The following is a 17,959-nucleotide window of genomic DNA, read 5'->3' as shown; positions in this document are numbered from 1 at the left end:
CTCTACGCCATGCTCCGCGACGGCACCCTCTACCAAGCCCAAACACCCAAAACCGCTTGACGAAAAACATAGGGACACTCTCACCAAACACCCCCTTTTCGGCAACCCTCTCTCACCGAATCCCGCTTAAACAGAAACGCTCTTCCACCAAACGAGGTGGAAGAGCGTTTCTGTGAAGTGTCGCTACTTGGCCTTGCCGAGGAATTCCTGGATGCGTCGCACACCCTCGGCGAGGTCGTCGTCGCCCAGGGCGTAGGACAAGCGGACGTAGCCGGACGGTCCGAAGGCCTCGCCGGGGACCACGGCAACCTCAACCTCGTCCAGGATGAGCGCGGCAAGCTCTGCGGACGTCGTCGGGCGGGCCGTACCGTTGGAGGTTTCGAATTCCTTGCCCAGCAGTCCGCGGACGTCCGCGTACACGTAGAAGGCGCCGGTCGGCGTCGGGCATTCCACGCCGTCAATCGCGTTCAGGCCAGCCACGATCGCCTTGCGGCGACGGTCAAAGGCGACCTTCATCTCGTCGACGGCGGTCAGCGGTCCCGTGAGGGCGGCCGCGGCGGCCACCTGCATGATGTTGGAAACGTTCGACGTCGCGTGCGACTGCAGGTTGGTGGCGGCCTTGATGACATCTGCCGGGCCGATCATCCAGCCCACGCGCCAACCGGTCATGGCGTAGGTCTTGGCCACACCGTTGAGGATGACCACGCGGTCGCCCAGTTCGGGAGCGGCAGTGGCGATGGAGGTGAACTCGACGCCGTCGTAGGTCAGGTGCTCGTAGATCTCATCGGTGACAACCCACAGGCCCTTGGCCGCGGCCCACTTGCCGATTTCCGCAACCTGCTCCGGGCTGTACACGGCACCGGTCGGGTTGGACGGGGAGACGAACAACAGGATCTTGGTCTTGTCCGTGACAGCTGCTTCAAGCTGCTCAACGGTCACCAGGTAGCCCTGCTCCGGGCCGGCGAAAACCTCCACAGGAACGCCGCCAGCCAGGCGGATGGCTTCCGGGTAAGTGGTCCAGAACGGGGTGGGGATGATGACTTCGTCGCCCGGATCAACCAGGGTGGCGAAGGTGTTGTACACGGCCTGCTTGCCGCCGTTGGTCACCAGGACCTGGGACGGGTCCACCTTGTACCCGGAGTCGCGCAGGGTCTTGTCCGCAATGGCCTTCTTCAGCTCGGGAAGGCCGGACGCAGGGGAGTACCGGTGGTACTTCGGCTGGCTGGCGGCCTCGATGGCAGCCTGCACAATGTAATCCGGGGTGGGGAAGTCGGGTTCACCGGCACCGAAGCCAATCACGGGGCGGCCCGCGGCCTTCAGTGCCTTGGCCTTGGCATCAACGGCAAGGGTGGCGGACTCGGCAATGGCGGAGATTCGTTGTGAAATGCGGGCGGCAGGTGTTCCGGCAGACATCTATGTACCGTTCTTCGCAGGCAGCTCGTGGGCTGGATGATGGGATTCGACGTAAACTACCTTATGCTGTTCTGCGGAGCTCCCGGGTGAGTGGCAGGCAATGTGACTGATGGTGCTGGTCACAGCGCATGCAACACGCCGGAAAGCCCCGGAACCGAGCCGGTTCGACTATCGCGAAATTCTTGCGTAGACTGGTTCACCGGTGTTGAAAAGCATCACAGGCTGTTCTGCGGCCTGAAACATGGATTCGATCCATAGGGTAGTGGCGCAATTGGTAGCGCAGCGGTCTCCAAAACCGCAGGTTGCAGGTTCGAGTCCTGTCTGCCCTGCGCAGGCTGTTCCGGCGGAAACGCCGGGACAAGCGCAGCAACCATGGCTCTGATCAGGGCCGGGTCAACGACTTTTCAAGGTGAGTGAGGACCAGGTGACCGAAACAGCTGCCAGCAGCTCGAAGGGCCGTCCTGCCAAGAAAGCCGAAGCCGGTTTCTTTGCCCGGATCGCACTCTTCGTCCGCCAGGTCATCGGCGAGCTGAAGAAGGTCGTCGCTCCGACCCGTAAAGAACTGATCAACTACACGCTCGTGGTGCTGGTGTTCGTCGTCATCATGATGGTCATCGTGACCCTTCTGGATCTTGCCTTCGGCACGGGTGTCAGCTGGGTCTTCGGAGGGTCAGGCGCTACGGACCGCTAAGCGGATCTGTCCGCAAGCCATGTGAAACCCCTGGAAGCAGGGATTTTGCGGGGCTTGCGGAATTGAGCCATTTAAATAGGCATGTTAGGCAATGAGGAAGCAGGAGACCAAGTGTCTGAGCAGGAGCTCGAGGTAAACGAGACTGAGCTGGATGGGACCGAAGAGAACACGACCGCTGCCGCGGACGAGTCCGAGGTCGATTCCGCTGCACCCGAAACTGCCGACGTCGACGATTCCGAAGAGGCTTTCGAGGCTGACGTAGACGACGAATCCGACGATGAGTCGGACGACGAAGAAGCAGACAGCGACGACGAAGCAGAAGGCGTTTCCCTGGAAGCCGCTGCCGCTGCCGCTGCCGCGCCGGTGGACCCCGCCGAGGAATTCAAGTCCAAGCTGCGTCGCCAGGAAGGTGACTGGTACGTCATCCACTCCTACGCCGGTTACGAGAACCGCGTGAAGGCCAACCTGGAGACCCGCATCCAGACCCTGGACATGGAAGATTACATCTTCGAAATCCAGGTCCCCATGGAAGAAGTCGTGGAGATCAAGAACGCGCAGCGCAAGGTGATCAACCGCGTGCGCATCCCCGGCTACGTCCTGGTCCGTATGGACCTGACGGATGCTTCCTGGGGCGCCGTCCGCCACACCCCCGGTGTCACCGGCTTCGTGGGCAACGCCCACAACCCCGTGCCGCTGCGCCTCGACGAAGTCTTCTCCATGCTCGCCCCGGTCTTCGAAGAAGAGCAGGCTGAGAAGGGCAAGCCGGTCAACAAGCAGCAGCAGGCTCCCGTGGCCGTCGACTTCGAAGTCGGCGAGTCTGTCATCGTCAAGGAAGGTCCGTTCGAGACTCTTCCGGCTACGATTTCCGAGATCAAGCCCGAGTCGCAGACCCTCGTGGTGCTGGTTTCGATCTTCGAACGCGAAACCCCGGTTACGCTCGCCTTCAACCAGGTCACCAAGATCTAGTTGATTCAAAGATTTCGCTCCCGGCCCCCTGCTTAGCGGTCCGGAAGCGGCCGGCCGCCTCGCCATGGCGGCCACCAACCTGGGACGCGCTCCTGTGCCCCAGGAAGCTATTGAGAGAAGGACCCTACATTGGCTCCCAAGAAGAAGGTCACCGGCCTCATCAAGCTGCAGATCCAGGCAGGTGCCGCTAACCCGGCTCCGCCGATCGGTCCTGCGCTTGGCCAGCACGGTGTCAACATCATGGAATTCTGCAAGGCGTACAACGCTGCCACGGAATCCCAGCGCGGAAACGTTATCCCGGTGGAAATCACGGTCTACGAAGACCGTTCCTTCACCTTCATCACCAAGACCCCGCCGGCTGCAGAGCTCATCAAGAAGGCTGCAGGCGTTGCCAAGGGTTCGGCTACCCCGCACACCGTCAAGGTTGCCAAGCTGACCCAGGCACAGGTCGAGGAAATTGCTTCCACCAAGATGGAAGACCTCAACGCCAACGACATCGCGGCAGCAGCCAAGATCATCGCCGGCACTGCCCGCTCCATGGGCATCACCGTAGAGGGCTAGTCACCTCTTGGGCTCCTCGGAGCCTTACCGCCGGGCAACCGGCACTTGAAACATTGAAATGTCGCAGGATCCTTGCCGGATCCACGACTGTGGCAGGGCCCAGCGCGGTCCGCAGACCACAACTGCACAAGGAGAAACAAGCAGCATGGCAAAGCGCAGCAAAGCATATGAGGCAGCCGTAGCCAAGATCGAGGCAGACAAGGTCTACGCCCCGTTCGAGGCCATCAGCCTGGCTAAGGAAATCAACCCGTCCAAGTTCGACGCAACGGTTGAGGTAGCTTTCCGCCTCGGCGTTGACCCCCGCAAGGCTGACCAGATGGTCCGCGGTACGGTCAACCTCCCCCACGGCACCGGCAAGACCGCCCGTGTCCTGGTTTTCGCAACCGGTGACAAGGCTGAGGCAGCAATCGCAGCCGGCGCCGACTTCGTTGGTTCCGATGACCTGATCGAAAAGATCGCAGGCGGCTGGACCGACTTCGACGCAGCCGTTGCTACCCCTGACCTCATGGGCAAGGTTGGCCGCCTCGGTAAGGTCCTCGGCCCGCGTAACCTCATGCCGAACCCGAAGACCGGTACGGTTACCCCGGATGTCACCAAGGCTGTCAACGACATCAAGGGCGGCAAGATCGACTTCCGTGTCGACAAGCACTCGAACCTGCACTTCATCATCGGCAAGGTTTCCTTCGACGCCATCAAGCTGGCCGAGAACTACGCAGCAGCACTGGAAGAGGTGCTTCGTTTGAAGCCGTCCGCTTCCAAGGGCCGCTACATCCAGAAGGCTACCGTCGCCACCACGTTCGGCCCGGGCATCACCGTTGACCCGAACGTCACCAAGGTTCTCACCGAGGCGTAAGCTTCGCGGAGCTTGGCTCTGAAAAGGACCGTCCGGCTTGTGCCGGGCGGTCCTTTCGCATTTCCACCATGGTCTTGTCCCGCCCAAGGCCGGCCCATAGGCTGTGGGGCGTGACGTCGTCGAACGCTCCAAACGGCAGCGCGCTGGTGGTATGGCGCATCGGCGTTCCCGCGAGCCCGGAGGCTGGGGCGTCCGCCGATTTCCTGGCCTTCCACCGGATGCGCGTAGCCCATGAAACCGCGCTGTGGGGGAACGCCGACCGGGCACCCACCCTCGCCGAGGACATCATGTTCTGGCTGGGCAACGAATACGAAGAACGCCACGTGTACCTCGCACGGCTCGGCGGCACCGTGGTGGGCTGCGGTACGCTGACGCTTCCCTTGAGCGAGAATACGACGACGGCGGGTGTGGACGTGCTGGTGGACGCCGGCTACCGGCGGCAGGGCATTGGGACGGCGATCCTGCAACATTTGGAAGATACAGCCCGTGCGCGGGACCGGGTGTCCTTCGACGGCTATAGCGGAGCACCCATCGTGCCCGGCGTTCCATTGTTGGAAGCGAAGTCTGGCAGCGGTGGATTCCCGCTGGAGTCCGAGGCCACCCGTTTCGCCGTAGCCCATGGCTATTCGCTGGAGCAGGTGGAGAGCAACAGCACGCTGTCACTGCCTCCTGACGGGGAACTTTTGGCAGCTCTTGAATCCCGGGCCCTGCCGTCGGCGCAGGGCTACAGCGTCATTGCCTGGCGGGACAGCTGTCCGGATACGTTGGTGGACGCGTTCGCTGCCTTGAAAAGCCTGATGAGTACCGAGGTTCCCATCGCCGGGTTGGGGTGGGAAGGCGAGGAGTGGGACTCCGCCCGGGTCCGGCAAGAGGAAGCGACGTGGAGGTCAAGCGGCATCGAGGCGATCATCGCCGCGGCCCAGCACGAAGCATCGGGAGAGCTGGCTGCCTACACAGTACTGATCCACCGTGCGGAAGCGCCGGCCGTGATCTACCAGGAAGACACCCTGGTGGCACCCGGACACCGTGGGCACCGGCTGGGCATGTTGGTGAAGATCCCCAATCTCCGCCAGGCCGGAGTGACGTGGCCGGACGCCACCCGGGTGATGACATGGAACGCCAGTGAAAACCGGCATATGCTGGCCATTAATATCGCCCTGGGATTCAAGCCTTCCGGCTTTGAAGGCGAATGGCAGAAACGGCTGGGATGACTGTAGACGAGGCGAAGACCGTTCAGGTGGAGCAAGTGTGGGTGCCGGATAACCTGGACAGCCCCAATGCCAAGGACTTCCTGGACGCGGTGGAAGTTGGCCGGCGGGTCCGCATGCAGACGTGGGGGAGCGACGACCTCGCGTACACGCCCTTGGAGAAACTGCTGGAGTTTTCCGACCCCTATGAGCGCCAGATCATCCTGGTGGCCAAGATTGACGGCGAAATAGTGGGCACCGTGGACATCGCCCTTCCCTTGATGGACAACATGGACCTCGCCGAGTTCACCTTGGACATCCTGCCCGAATACCAACGGCAAGGCGTTGGCCGCCAACTCCTGGACGCGGCCGAACAACTGGCCCGGGCGGAGGGACGCACCATGATCCTGGTGGACACCAACCATCCGGCTACGTCCCTGACCGAGATCCCCGAGGACCAATTGATCCCCGGCAGCGGCCCGGGGTTTGTCCCCGTCAGCAGCCGGGAAGTGGATTTTGCCCAGCGCGCGGGTTACACCCTGCAGCACATTGAGCAGTTCAGCTCCTGCATCCTTCCGCTTGATACCAAGCTGGTAGCCGATCTCCAGGCCGAGGCAGAGGAGACAAACGCCGGCCGCTACGCCCTGCACCACTGGACGGACCGCTGCCCCGCTCCGTGGCTGGAGGCAGTCGCCGAGCTTGAGAATGCAGCCGGTGAGGTAGTCCACGGCGAAGACGAGGAGGAGCCGGCAGCCGGGAGTCCCGGGATGGTTTTCGACGTCGGCGTCCTGCGCGAAACGGAAGACGCCGCCTTGGCGCAGGGCCGGCGCACGGTGGTGACCGCCGTCGAACATCTCGCGTCCGGTCGGCTGGTGGGCCTGACCACCATCAGTGTCCTGGCGCATCGCCAGGACGTGGTGTTCCAGGACGACACCCTGGTGCTGCAGGAGCACCGGGGGAACAAGCTGGGACTGCTCATCAAGGTGGCCAACATGGAGCGTCTGAGCGAGCAGTTCCCGGATGCGCGGGTGATCTACACCTGGAATGCGCCGGAGAACCGCTACCTTTTGACCGTGAACAAGCAGTTGGGGTTCACGACGGCGGGAGTCACCGGTCTGTGGCAGAAGGAACTTCCGGATCGCGGACCCAAGGTCACGTCATCGGACTAGGGTTCGGGCCCCGATTTGGTTTGCTGAACACTCTCCCGTAACCTTGAAGTACCAAAGACCGTCGGTTGATGGGAATCCACCCTTTCGAGCACAGCTCAACTCTGTAGCCACGCCCGTGAGAACAAGGTGGATTCCTTGACGAAGGACCCTGACATAGGGCGGCCAACGCAGGTGAACGAGTTGAGTCTCCACAGCAAAGCTGTGTTGAGCCAAGCCCCGTGCATCTGCGCGGGGCGTTTTTAGTTTTAGCTCTCATGAGCGGGGACCCGGAAGGCCGGCTTTATTCCCCGGAAGGAGGGTTATGACAACGCCTAGCAAGGTCTCCGCAGTTGCAGAGATCACCAACGATTTCAAGGAATCGACCGCGGCTGTCCTGACCGAATACCGTGGGCTCTCTGTTGCGCAGCTCAAGGAACTCCGTGTTGCTCTCGGCCAGGACACCAAGTTCTCGGTCGTCAAGAACACCCTGAGCGCCATCGCAGCCAAGGAAGCTGGTGTCGACGCATTCGACGGTCAGCTTTCCGGCCCCACTGCGATCGCCTTCATCAAGGGCGACGCCGTTGCTGCTGCCAAGAGCCTTACGGACTTTGCCAAGGCCAACAAGCAGCTGGTCATCAAGACCGGTCTGTTCGAAGGCAAGGCACTTGACTCTGAGGGTGTTGCCGCACTGGCTGCCCTTGAGTCCCGCGAGTTCCAGCTTGCACGTGTTGCCGGTGTCCTCAAGGCTCCTGCATCCGCTGCTGCACGCATCATCGATGCCCTGCGCCTCAAGCTTGAAGAAGAGGGCGGCGCACCTGCTCCGGCCGCTGAAGAAGCAGCGGCTGCTGAAGAGGCTGCTGCTGAGGAAGCTGCGGCTCCGGCCGAAGCTGCTGAAGCCGCAACCGAAGAGAACTAAGTTCTCCCCCCAATCAAACTCCGGTGCATGGAGCGGCAGAGTCCGGATCCGCACCACCTAATGGAAGGACGCCACCATGGCGAAGCTCAGCAACGAAGAGCTCATTGAAGCTTTCAAGGAACTGACCATCATCGAGCTCTCCGAGTTCGTCAAGCTCTTCGAAGAGACCTTCGAAGTTACGGCTGCTGCTGTTGCTGTTGCTGGCCCCGCTGCCGGCGGTGCCGCTGAAGCTGCTGAAGAGAAGACCGAATTCGACGTCATCCTCGAAGCTGCTGGCGACAAGAAGATCGCAGTGATCAAGGAAGTTCGCGCCATCACCTCCCTCGGCCTCAAGGAAGCCAAGGACTTGGTTGACGGTGCACCGAAGGCTGTTCTCGAAGGCGCCAACAAGGACGCCGCAGAGAAGGCAAAGGCTCAGCTCGAAGAAGCTGGCGCAACGGTTACCATCAAGTAACACGTTCTGCTTGGGAAGCCCCGTCCGGTTCGCCGGGCGGGGCTTCCTGCGTTAAATAGCAACGCGGGGTCACTCGCGGCCCATCCCGAGGGGATTTAAGGGCCGCAAGTGACCCCGCGTTGCTTAAGAGGGCTCGCTGATGTCCGCCACGGTGGCATTGAGCGCAGACGTGAGGGCGTCTGCGTCCACGAAGGCGCTGCGGCCGTGCGCGCCGGCGCCCATGGAGATCCGCCGTCCCGTGATGGTTGCATCTGCGTAGACGGGCCACGCGGTGGTGCTACCCAGGGGAGTGATGGTTCCCCGTTCGTAGCCGGTCGCGGCAAGGGCCACGTCCGCGTGCGGCAGCGAGAGCTTGTTCACGCCCACCAACGCCCGCAGCTTGGGCCAGGAGATCTGCCGGTCGCCCGGAATCAGGGCGAACAGGAAGCTTCCATCCCGGTGCTTGACCACGAGGGACTTGACGATGTCGCCGGGGCTGATGCCCAGGATTCCGGCCGCCTCTTCAAGGCTGCGGGCGGCGGGACGTTCGACGACGTCCACCTCCAGTCCGCGTGCGGCGGCATCCTTGAGGAAGCGCTCCGCTCCGTTGGCTGTCTGGCTCATGGGCTTGGGTCCTTCTCAGTCGCTGGAGTGTCAGTCGCCTGGGTTTCAGTCACGGTACAGCAGGAGGGCCTCGCCCTGGCCTCCACCGCCGCACAGGGAAACTGCGGCCTTGCCGGTTCCCCGGCGCTTGAGTTCGTGGGCCGCATGCAGGGCAAGGCGGGCACCGGATGCGCCGATGGGGTGGCCAAGGGCGATGGCGCCACCGTGGATGTTGCACTTTTCCAAGGGGTACTGCAGGTCCTTGAGCGACTGGACGGCCACCGAGCCGAAGGCCTCGTTGATCTCGATGAAGTCAAGGTCCTCGGCGGTCCAGCCCGCCTTCTTCAAGGCCTGCGCAATTGCGTTGGACGGCTGCGAGTGGAGGGAATTGTCCGGCCCGGCCACCTGGCCCGGCTTGCCCACGACGGCGAGGTAGTCCAGGCCGTTGTCCCGGGCGAAGCGACGGCTGGCCAGCACCAGTGCGGAGGCGCCGTCGGACAGGGGAGAGGAGTTGCCCGCCGTGATGGTGCCGTCCGTGGCGAAGGCTGCCTTCAGCGGGGCCAGTGTTTCGATGGTGGTGTTGGGGCGGACGCCTTCATCCGTCGTGAGGACCAGCGGATCTCCCTTGCGCTGCTTGACGCTCACCGCAGCGATCTCGACGTCGAAAATTCCGTCCGCGGCCGCAGCGGCGGCGCGTTGGTGGGAAGCGGCAGCCACCTCGTCCTGGGCGCGGCGATCGATGCCGAGGGTCACGTTCTTGGATTCCGTGGAGAGACCCATGGACTGGCCGTCGAAGGCATCCGTGAGGCCATCGTGCGCGGCGGCATCCAGGGCCTGGATGGAGCCATAGGTCCACCCCTGGCGTGAGCCCGGCAGCAGGTGTGGGGCACGCGTCATGGATTCCTGCCCACCGGCCACCACCACCGTGGCATCGCCGCTGCGGATCATCCGGGCAGCGTCAATGACGGCCGTCAGCCCGGAGAGGCACACCTTGTTGATGGTCACGGCAGGAATGTTCCAGCCGACGCCGGCGGCGATCGCGCTTTGCCGGGCCGGATTCTGGCCCGCGCCGGCTTGCAGGACCTGGCCCATGATCACGGCGTCCACCTGTTCGGCCTTGACGCCGCTGGAGGCCAGGGCTGCGGTGATGGCGTGGGCGCCAAGGTCGACGGCGGTGAATCCCGCCAGCTGCCCGTTGAGGCGGCCCTGCGGAGTCCGGGAAGCGGCAAGGATGACAACGTCATTGTCGTCAGCGGAGGTGGTCATGGTCTCTCTTCCAGTCCGGTGGTGTTACTGCAAGGCTATCGCGGGTGCGTGTCCAGGTATCCGTTCCAACGAATGTGGGCGCCGCGGCATTCCTGGGCTTAGGTGCCTGCAGCAACGGTGCTTGCATTCACGGACGATCTGGGGTAGACAGGAAGGCTGCTTTGCCGTATTGTAGATATTTGCGTCTTCCCTGTTAACCTTCAGCCTTCATATAGCGGTGGGCTTTACCTCTCAGCTGCGTCAATTGGCATGCCGTCCATTGCGTGCAAATGCCTTTTGCGGGGCTGGGTCCGGGTCATATAGCGGAACCGGATTAAGTATGCTGCGGAGCACTCCGCAACATGCAAACGGGGGAGATCTGAAAACGCCTGAAGGTCTGTGGAAGGATCCCTCTTGGTCGCCTCGAGCACCTCTAATAACGAAACCGCTAACACGGCAAGCACCGATGGTGCCACCCGCCGCCTCTCATTCGCAAAGATTCACGAACCCCTTGATGTTCCGAATCTTCTCGCCCTGCAGACAGACAGCTTTGACTGGCTGGTCGGAAACGAACGCTGGCAGGCGCGGGTAGCGAAGGCTGTCGAGGAGGGCGACCTCAGCGTCGCCACCACCTCCGGACTTGCCGATATCTTCGAAGAGATCTCCCCGATCGAGGACTTCCAGGGCACCATGTCCCTGAGCTTCTCCGAGCCGGAGTTCGCTGACCCGAAGTACACCATGGCCGAATGCAAAGACCGTGACGCCACCTACTCGGCTCCCTTGTATGTCAAGGCCGAGTTCATGAACAACAACACGGGCGAAATCAAGCAGCAGACCGTGTTCATGGGCGACTTCCCGCTCATGACCGAAAAGGGAACCTTCGTGGTCAACGGCACCGAGCGTGTTGTTGTTTCCCAGCTGGTCCGTTCGCCCGGTGCCTACTTCGAGCGCGCTGCCGACAAGACCAGCGACAAGGACATCTTCACCGCGAAGATCATCCCCTCGCGTGGTGCTTGGTTCGAGCTCGAAATCGACAAGCGCGACCAGGTCGGCGTTCGCCTCGACCGCAAGCGCAAGCAGTCCGTCACCGTACTGCTGAAGGCCCTCGGCTGGACCGAAGGCCAGATCCTGGAAGAGTTCGGCCAGTACGACTCCATGCGCGCAACGCTGGAGAAGGACGCCACCGAAACCCGCGAAGACGCGCTTCTGGACATCTACCGCAAGCTGCGTCCGGGCGAGCCGCCCACAGTTGAGGCTGCCCAGTCCCTGCTGGACAACCTGTACTTCAACCCGAAGCGCTACGACCTCGCCAAGGTTGGCCGTTACAAGATCAACCGCAAGCTCGGCATCGACCGCTCGCTTGGCGACAAGGAAGCTTCGGTCCTGCACGTCGAAGACATCGTTGCCATGATCAAGTTCCTCGTCGCGCTGCACGCCGGCGAGAAGACCATCATGGGCAAGCGCGATGGCGAAGACCACGAGCTCCGCGTCGAGATCGATGACATCGACCACTTCGGCAACCGTCGCATCCGCGCCGTCGGCGAACTGATCGAGAACCAGGTCCGCACGGGTCTTTCCCGTATGGAACGCGTGGTCCGCGAACGCATGACCACGCAGGACGTCGAGGCCATCACGCCGCAGACCCTGATCAACATCCGCCCGGTTGTTGCCGCGATCAAGGAGTTCTTCGGAACCTCCCAGCTCTCGCAGTTCATGGACCAGAACAACCCGCTTTCGGGTTTGACCCACAAGCGCCGTCTTTCGGCACTTGGCCCGGGTGGTCTGTCCCGTGACCGTGCAGGCATGGAAGTCCGAGACGTCCACCCGTCCCACTATGGACGTATGTGCCCCATCGAAACCCCTGAAGGCCCGAACATTGGTCTGATCGGTTCGTTGGCTTCCTACGGCCGCATCAACCCGTTCGGCTTCATCGAAACCCCTTACCGCAAGGTTTCCAACGGTGTGGTTTCCGACGACGTCGAGTACCTGACTGCCGACGACGAGGCCGAGGTCCTGATTGCACAGGCCAACGCTCCGCTGGACGCTGACAAGCGCTTCTCCGAGGAGACCGTCCTTGTCCGTGCCCGTGGTGGTGGAGGCGAGCCGGTTCTGGTTCCCGCCGCAGATGTCCAGTTCATGGACGTTTCCCCGCGCCAGATGGTATCCGTGGCAACTGCCCTGATCCCGTTCCTCGAGCACGACGACGCCAACCGCGCACTCATGGGTGCCAACATGCAGCGCCAGGCTGTGCCGCTGGTCCGTTCCGAGGCTCCGTTCGTGGGCACCGGCATGGAGCGCGCCGCAGCAGTCGACGCCGGTGACGTGGTCATCGCGAAGAAGGCCGGTGTGGTCACCGAGGTTTCCGCCGAGCTCGTTGTGATGATCAACGACGACGGCACGGAAACCAACTACCGCATCAACAAGTTCGCCCGTTCCAACCAGGGCAACTGCTACAACCACCGCGTCCTGGTCAACGAAGGCCAGCGCCTGGAAGTTGGCGGAATCATCGCTGACGGTCCCGCAACGGACCAGGGTGAACTCGCCCTCGGCAAGAACCTCCTCGTGGCATTCATGTCCTGGGAAGGCCACAACTTCGAGGACGCCATCATCCTGTCCCAGCGCATCGTCGCCGAGGACGTCCTTTCCTCCATCCACATCGAAGAGCACGAGATCGATGCCCGCGACACCAAGCTTGGTGCAGAGGAAATCACCCGTGACATCCCGAACGTGTCCGAGGAAGTCCTTGCAGGACTGGACGAGCGTGGCATCATCCACATCGGTGCCGAGGTTGAAGCCGGCGACATCCTGGTAGGCAAGGTCACCCCGAAGGGTGAAACCGAACTGACCCCGGAAGAGCGCCTGCTCCGCGCCATCTTCGGTGAGAAGTCCCGCGAAGTCCGTGACACGTCCCTGAAGGTTCCCCACGGCGAGTCCGGTACGGTCATCGGCGTCCGCGTCTTCGACCGTGACAACGACGACGAACTGCCCCCGGGCGTGAACCAGCTGGTCCGCGTCTACGTTGCAGCCAAGCGCAAGATCACCGACGGCGACAAGCTCGCCGGCCGCCACGGCAACAAGGGTGTTATCTCCAAGATCCTCCCGGTCGAGGACATGCCCTTCCTTGCAGACGGCACCCCGGTGGACATCGTCCTGAACCCGCTTGGTGTTCCGGGCCGTATGAACGTTGGACAGGTCCTGGAAACCCACCTCGGTTGGGTTGCCAAGACCGGTTGGAAGATCGAAGGCGAGCCGGAGTGGGTCAAGAACCTCCCGAACCTGCCCCGTGAAACCGGCCAGACCACCGTTGCCACCCCGGTGTTCGACGGCGCCCGCGAAGAGGAAATCACGGGCCTGCTCGATTCCACCAACGTGACGCGCGACGGCGACCGCCTGATCGACTCCTCCGGAAAGACCCGTCTGTTCGACGGCCGCTCCGGCGAGCCGTTCCCGGACCCGATCTCCGTCGGTTACATGTACATCCTGAAGCTCCACCACCTGGTGGACGACAAGATCCACGCACGTTCCACCGGTCCGTACTCTATGATCACGCAGCAGCCGCTGGGTGGTAAGGCACAGTTCGGTGGCCAGCGCTTCGGTGAAATGGAAGTGTGGGCGCTCGAAGCATACGGCGCCGCCTACACCCTTCAGGAACTCCTCACGATCAAGTCGGATGACATCCACGGCCGTGTGAAGGTCTACGAAGCCATCGTCAAGGGCGAGAACATCCCTGAGCCTGGCGTTCCGGAGTCCTTCAAGGTCTTGATCAAGGAAATGCAGTCGTTGTGCCTGAACGTGGAAGTCCTTTCCACCGACGGAACCACGATCGAAATGCGTGACTCTGATGACGCAGTCTTCACGGCTGCGGAGGAACTGGGCATCGATCTGTCTCGTGCAGAGCCCAGTTCCGTAGAAGAGGTCTAGCAGCCGCTCCGGCAGGCGGCACCAAGAATGCCGCCTGCCGGGCAGCTCCCTCTTTCCGTAACCAAGACTTCAGAATTTAGAGAACAAGAGAGAACAGGGACCATATGTCCAGCGAATCCTCCTTCGGCCTCATGCAGATCGGCCTCGCCACCGCGGAAGACATCCGTGGTTGGTCATACGGTGAGGTCAAGAAGCCGGAAACCATCAACTACCGCACTCTCAAGCCTGAGAAGGACGGACTTTTCTGCGAGAAGATCTTCGGACCTTCCCGCGACTGGGAATGCTACTGCGGCAAGTACAAGCGTGTCCGCTTCAAGGGCATCATCTGTGAGCGTTGTGGCGTCGAAGTCACCCGCGCCAAGGTACGCCGTGAGCGCATGGGCCACATCGAGCTCGCCGCTCCCGTAACCCACATCTGGTACTTCAAGGGCGTTCCGTCGCGCCTTGGCTACCTCCTGGACCTGGCTCCGAAGGACCTTGAGAAGGTCATCTACTTCGCTGCTTACATGATCACCAGCGTTGACGAGGAAAACCGTCACGCCGAACTGCCCAACCTCCAGGTAGAGCATGACCTTGAGAAGAAGCAGATGGTGGACAACCGCGACAGCGACATCGCCACGATTGCCCGCGACCTTGAAGACGAGCTTGCCCGTCTTGAAGGCGAAGGCGCCAAGGGTGCAGACAAGAAGAAGGCCCGCGACTCCGCTGACCGCCAGATGGCGAACGTCCGCAAGCGTGCCGACGCCGACATCGAGCGCCTTGAGCAGGTCTGGGACCGCTTCAAGAACCTCAAGGTCGCCGACCTCGAGGGCGACGAAGGCCTGTACCGCGAACTGCGTGACCGCTACGGCATGTACTTCGAAGGCTCCATGGGTGCAGAGGCGATCAAGAAGCGCCTCGAAACCTTCGACATGCAGGCTGAGGCCGAGTCGCTGCGCGACACCATCCAGAACGGCAAGGGCCAGCGCAAGACCCGTGCGCTCAAGCGCCTCAAGGTTGTCAACGCCTTCCTGACCACCAACAACAGCCCGCTCGGCATGGTTCTCGACGCCGTCCCGGTGATCCCGCCGGAACTGCGCCCGATGGTCCAGCTGGACGGTGGCCGCTTCGCGACCTCCGATCTCAACGACCTCTACCGCCGTGTGATCAACCGCAACAACCGACTCAAGCGCCTGCTTGACCTCGGTGCCCCGGAGATCATCGTCAACAACGAGAAGCGCATGCTTCAGGAAGCTGTTGACAGCCTCTTCGACAACGGCCGTCGCGGCCGTCCCGTCACGGGTCCGGGCAACCGTCCGCTGAAGTCCCTGAGCGACATGCTCAAGGGCAAGCAGGGCCGTTTCCGCCAGAACCTCCTGGGCAAGCGTGTTGACTACTCCGGCCGTTCGGTCATCGTCGTCGGCCCGCAGCTGAAGCTGCACCAGTGCGGCCTGCCCAAGCAGATGGCCCTGGAGCTCTTCAAGCCGTTCGTGATGAAGCGCCTGGTTGACCTCAACCACGCCCAGAACATCAAGTCGGCAAAGCGCATGGTTGAGCGTTACCGTCCGCAGGTCTGGGACGTGCTGGAAGAGATCATCACCGAACACCCGGTGCTGCTCAACCGTGCACCTACCCTGCACCGCCTCGGCATCCAGGCCTTCGAACCGCAGCTTGTGGAAGGCAAGGCAATCCAGCTTCACCCGCTGGTTTGTGGCGCCTTCAACGCTGACTTCGACGGCGACCAGATGGCAGTCCACCTGCCGCTGAGCCCGGAAGCCCAGGCCGAAGCCCGCATCCTGATGCTGTCCTCGAACAACATCCTGAAGCCGTCCGATGGACGTCCGGTGACCCTGCCTTCGCAGGATATGATCATCGGCCTGTACCACCTGACCACCAAGCGCGTCGGCTCCGCCGGCGAGGGCCGCGTGTTCTCCTCGGTGTCCGAGGCCATCATGGCCTACGACGCCCGCGATCTTCACCTGAACTCCCAGGTCAAGATCCGCCTGGAGGACTTCGTTCCCTACGCAGGTTGGGAAGCTCCGGAAGGTTGGGAGCCCGGCCAGCCGGCGCTCGTTGAAACCTCCCTGGGCCAGGTCATCTTCAACCAGACGCTGCCTGAGGATTACCCCTGGGTTGAGGCTGTTGCGGACAAGGGCGAACTGTCCCGGATCGTCAACGACCTCGCCGAGCGCTACCCGAAGGTAGTCACGGCTGCCACGCTGGACAACCTGAAGGATGCCGGTTTCTACTGGGCAACCCGCTCGGGTGTCACGGTGGCAATCTCCGACATCGAGGTACCGGACACCAAGCCGGGCATCCTGGCCGGTTACGAGAACATGGCTGCCAAGATCCAGGGCCAGTACGACAAGGGCCTGATCGACGACGACGAGCGTCGCCAGGAACTGATCGAGATCTGGAACAAGGCAACCAACGAGATCGCCCAGGCAATGCGCGACAGCCTGTCCCCGATGAACACCATCAACCGCATGGTGTCCTCCGGTGCACGTGGTAACTGGATGCAGGTCCGCCAGATCGCGGGTATCCGTGGTCTTGTGGCCAACCCGAAGGGTGAGATCATCCCGCGCCCCATCAAGTCCTCCTACCGCGAGGGCCTGTCGGTGCTGGAATACTTCATCGCCACGCACGGTGCCCGTAAGGGTCTGGCCGATACCGCTCTCCGTACCGCCAACTCGGGTTACCTGACCCGTCGTCTGGTGGACGTTTCGCAGGACGTCATTGTCCGCGAAGAGGACTGCGGTACCGAGCGCGGCCTGGTCACGCCGATCGCCGTTCCGGACTCCAACGGTGAGTTGGTCCTGGACGAGAACGTCGAGAACAGCGCCTACGCACGTACCCTGGCCGTCGACGTCGTCGATTCCGAGGGCAACGTCCTGGCACCTGCAGGCACCGACTGCGGCGACGTCGTCATCGACCAGCTGCTGGCTGCCGGCATTACCGAGGTCAAGGTCCGCTCCGTACTCACGTGTGAGTCCAAGGTGGGCACCTGCGCACTTTGCTACGGCCGTTCGCTGGCCACCGGCAAGACCGTGGACATCGGCGAGGCCGTGGGCATCATCGCCGCACAGTCCATCGGTGAGCCCGGTACCCAGCTGACCATGCGTACGTTCCACACCGGTGGTGCTGTCTCCGCGGGTGGTGGCGATGACATCACCCAGGGTCTGCCCCGTATCCAGGAACTGTTTGAAGCCCGTACTCCGAAGGGTGTGGCACCGATTGCGGAAGCAGCCGGACGCATCACCATCGAAGAGTCCGAGCGCCAGATGCGCCTGGTGATCACTCCGGACGATGGCTCCGAAGAGATCGCCTACCCGGTACTGCGCCGGTCCCGCCTCCTCATCGAGGACGGCGACCACGTCAGCGTCGGCCAGAAGCTGATCAACGGTCCGGTGGACCCGAAGCAGGTTCTGCGCATCATGGGTCCGCGTGCCGCACAGAAGTTCCTCGTGGACGAAGTGCAGGGCGTGTACCGCAGCCAGGGTATTGGCATCCACGACAAGCACGTGGAGGTCATTGTCCGCCAGATGCTGCGCCGCGTGACCGTCATCGAGTCCGGCGACTCCGAGCTGCTCCCCGGTGAGCTGGCAGAGCGCGCCCGCTTCGAGGACGAGAACCGCCGCGTCGTGTCCGAGGGCAAGGCACCGGCTTCGGGCCGTCCGGAACTCATGGGTATCACCAAGGCTTCCTTGGCTACCGAGTCCTGGCTGTCGGCCGCTTCCTTCCAGGAGACCACCCGCGTCCTGACGCAGGCGGCCATGGAAGGCAAGAGCGATCCCTTGCTCGGCCTCAAGGAAAACGTCATCATCGGTAAGCTCATCCCGGCTGGTACGGGTCTGCCGCGCTACACGCAGGTCACTGTGGAGCCGACGGAAGAAGCAAAGGCAAGCCTGTTCACGGGCCCCAGCGCTTTCACCGACTTCTCCTACGACGCCCTGGGTGGCGACGGTGCTCCCGAGTTCCACGCCATCCCGCTGGATGACTACGATCTCGGCAACGACTTCCGCTGAAATAACCGGCAGTAGTCA

13 protein-coding genes and 1 tRNA gene are annotated in these 17,959 nt (G+C 62.5%); 11 read left to right on the top strand and 3 right to left on the bottom strand.

Annotated features, from left to right (window positions below; all coding sequences use genetic code 11):
- Nucleotides 1–183 precede the first annotated feature (183 nt).
- Nucleotides 184–1,413, bottom strand: coding sequence for a pyridoxal phosphate-dependent aminotransferase (locus tag ACH488_RS17740; protein ID WP_397325863.1), 1,230 nt, complete (start codon nucleotides 1,411–1,413; stop codon nucleotides 184–186).
- A 256-nt stretch (nucleotides 1,414–1,669) separates the two neighbouring features.
- Between ACH488_RS17740 and ACH488_RS17735 the strand changes: the two genes are divergently transcribed.
- The 9 genes from ACH488_RS17735 to rplL all read left to right on the top strand — a co-directional run bounded on the left by ACH488_RS17735 (nucleotide 1,670) and on the right by rplL (nucleotide 8,189).
- Nucleotides 1,670–1,742: transfer RNA gene (locus ACH488_RS17735), tRNA-Trp, on the top strand.
- Nucleotides 1,743–1,822: 80 nt separating this feature from the next.
- Nucleotides 1,823–2,104 carry a preprotein translocase subunit SecE gene (gene secE, locus ACH488_RS17730; protein WP_387435083.1) on the top strand — a complete coding sequence of 94 codons (282 nt, stop codon included), beginning with the start codon at nucleotides 1,823–1,825 and terminating at the stop codon, nucleotides 2,102–2,104.
- A 111-nt stretch (nucleotides 2,105–2,215) separates the two neighbouring features.
- The gene (nusG, locus tag ACH488_RS17725; protein ID WP_397325862.1) at nucleotides 2,216–3,070 is read left to right on the top strand and encodes a transcription termination/antitermination protein NusG; all 855 of its coding nucleotides are present in this window, start codon (nucleotides 2,216–2,218) and stop codon (nucleotides 3,068–3,070) included.
- Nucleotides 3,071–3,199: 129 nt separating this feature from the next.
- Nucleotides 3,200–3,631, top strand: a complete 432-nt coding sequence (gene rplK / locus ACH488_RS17720) for a 50S ribosomal protein L11 (RefSeq protein ID WP_166183617.1) — start codon at nucleotides 3,200–3,202, stop codon at nucleotides 3,629–3,631.
- Between the two features lie 145 nt (nucleotides 3,632–3,776).
- The gene (gene rplA, locus ACH488_RS17715) at nucleotides 3,777–4,484 is read left to right on the top strand and encodes a 50S ribosomal protein L1 (RefSeq protein ID WP_397325861.1); all 708 of its coding nucleotides are present in this window, start codon (nucleotides 3,777–3,779) and stop codon (nucleotides 4,482–4,484) included.
- Nucleotides 4,485–4,594: 110 nt separating this feature from the next.
- Nucleotides 4,595–5,695, top strand: coding sequence for a GNAT family N-acetyltransferase (locus ACH488_RS17710; protein ID WP_397325860.1), 1,101 nt, complete (start codon nucleotides 4,595–4,597; stop codon nucleotides 5,693–5,695).
- Nucleotides 5,674–6,840, top strand: coding sequence for a GNAT family N-acetyltransferase (locus ACH488_RS17705; RefSeq protein ID WP_397325859.1), 1,167 nt, complete (start codon nucleotides 5,674–5,676; stop codon nucleotides 6,838–6,840). Before ACH488_RS17710 ends, ACH488_RS17705 begins: the two co-directional genes overlap by 22 nt.
- A 301-nt stretch (nucleotides 6,841–7,141) precedes the next feature.
- Nucleotides 7,142–7,735 (top strand): 50S ribosomal protein L10, encoded by a 594-nt coding sequence (gene rplJ, locus ACH488_RS17700; protein ID WP_397325858.1) that lies wholly within the window; start codon nucleotides 7,142–7,144, stop codon nucleotides 7,733–7,735.
- 76 nt (nucleotides 7,736–7,811) lie between these two features.
- Nucleotides 7,812–8,189, top strand: a complete 378-nt coding sequence (gene rplL / locus ACH488_RS17695; RefSeq protein WP_397325857.1) for a 50S ribosomal protein L7/L12 — start codon at nucleotides 7,812–7,814, stop codon at nucleotides 8,187–8,189.
- 123 nt (nucleotides 8,190–8,312) lie between these two features.
- Here the strand turns inward: rplL and ACH488_RS17690 are convergent, their stop codons facing one another.
- Both ACH488_RS17690 and ACH488_RS17685 read right to left on the bottom strand, forming a co-directional pair.
- Nucleotides 8,313–8,792 (bottom strand): aminoacyl-tRNA deacylase, encoded by a 480-nt coding sequence (locus ACH488_RS17690; protein ID WP_397325856.1) that lies wholly within the window; start codon nucleotides 8,790–8,792, stop codon nucleotides 8,313–8,315.
- A 45-nt stretch (nucleotides 8,793–8,837) separates the two neighbouring features.
- A complete protein-coding gene (locus ACH488_RS17685) occupies nucleotides 8,838–10,037 on the bottom strand; it encodes an acetyl-CoA C-acetyltransferase (RefSeq protein WP_397325855.1) in 1,200 nt (399 codons plus the stop codon).
- Nucleotides 10,038–10,430: 393 nt separating this feature from the next.
- On the opposite strand from ACH488_RS17685, the gene rpoB reads away from it, so the two are divergent.
- Both rpoB and ACH488_RS17675 read left to right on the top strand, forming a co-directional pair.
- Complete coding sequence (gene rpoB / locus ACH488_RS17680) at nucleotides 10,431–13,937, top strand: DNA-directed RNA polymerase subunit beta (RefSeq protein ID WP_397325854.1); 3,507 nt, start codon at nucleotides 10,431–10,433, stop codon at nucleotides 13,935–13,937.
- Nucleotides 13,938–14,041: 104 nt separating this feature from the next.
- Nucleotides 14,042–17,941, top strand: coding sequence for a DNA-directed RNA polymerase subunit beta' (locus tag ACH488_RS17675; RefSeq protein ID WP_397325853.1), 3,900 nt, complete (start codon nucleotides 14,042–14,044; stop codon nucleotides 17,939–17,941).
- Nucleotides 17,942–17,959 lie beyond the last annotated feature (18 nt).

Source organism: Paenarthrobacter sp. NPDC018779 (assembly GCF_044391085.1).
GTDB lineage: Bacteria > Actinomycetota > Actinomycetes > Actinomycetales > Micrococcaceae > Arthrobacter.
Note: the sequence above shows the minus strand (reverse complement) of the source record. Positions and strands in the feature narration are given on the sequence as shown.

What these genes read in the sequence shown, in the direction of transcription:
- rplA (WP_397325861.1), top strand. Translation starts at nt 3,777, where the DNA reads ATGGCAAAGCGCAGCAAAGCATATGAGGCAGCCGTAGCCAAGATCGAG.
- ACH488_RS17685 (WP_397325855.1), bottom strand. Translation starts at nt 10,037, where the DNA reads ATGACCACCTCCGCTGACGACAATGACGTTGTCATCCTTGCCGCTTCC.
- ACH488_RS17740 (WP_397325863.1), bottom strand. Translation starts at nt 1,413, where the DNA reads ATGTCTGCCGGAACACCTGCCGCCCGCATTTCACAACGAATCTCCGCC.
- rplL (WP_397325857.1), top strand. Translation starts at nt 7,812, where the DNA reads ATGGCGAAGCTCAGCAACGAAGAGCTCATTGAAGCTTTCAAGGAACTG.
- ACH488_RS17690 (WP_397325856.1), bottom strand. Translation starts at nt 8,792, where the DNA reads ATGAGCCAGACAGCCAACGGAGCGGAGCGCTTCCTCAAGGATGCCGCC.
- rplJ (WP_397325858.1), top strand. Translation starts at nt 7,142, where the DNA reads ATGACAACGCCTAGCAAGGTCTCCGCAGTTGCAGAGATCACCAACGAT.
- ACH488_RS17675 (WP_397325853.1), top strand. Translation starts at nt 14,042, where the DNA reads ATGTCCAGCGAATCCTCCTTCGGCCTCATGCAGATCGGCCTCGCCACC.
- ACH488_RS17705 (WP_397325859.1), top strand. Translation starts at nt 5,674, where the DNA reads ATGGCAGAAACGGCTGGGATGACTGTAGACGAGGCGAAGACCGTTCAG.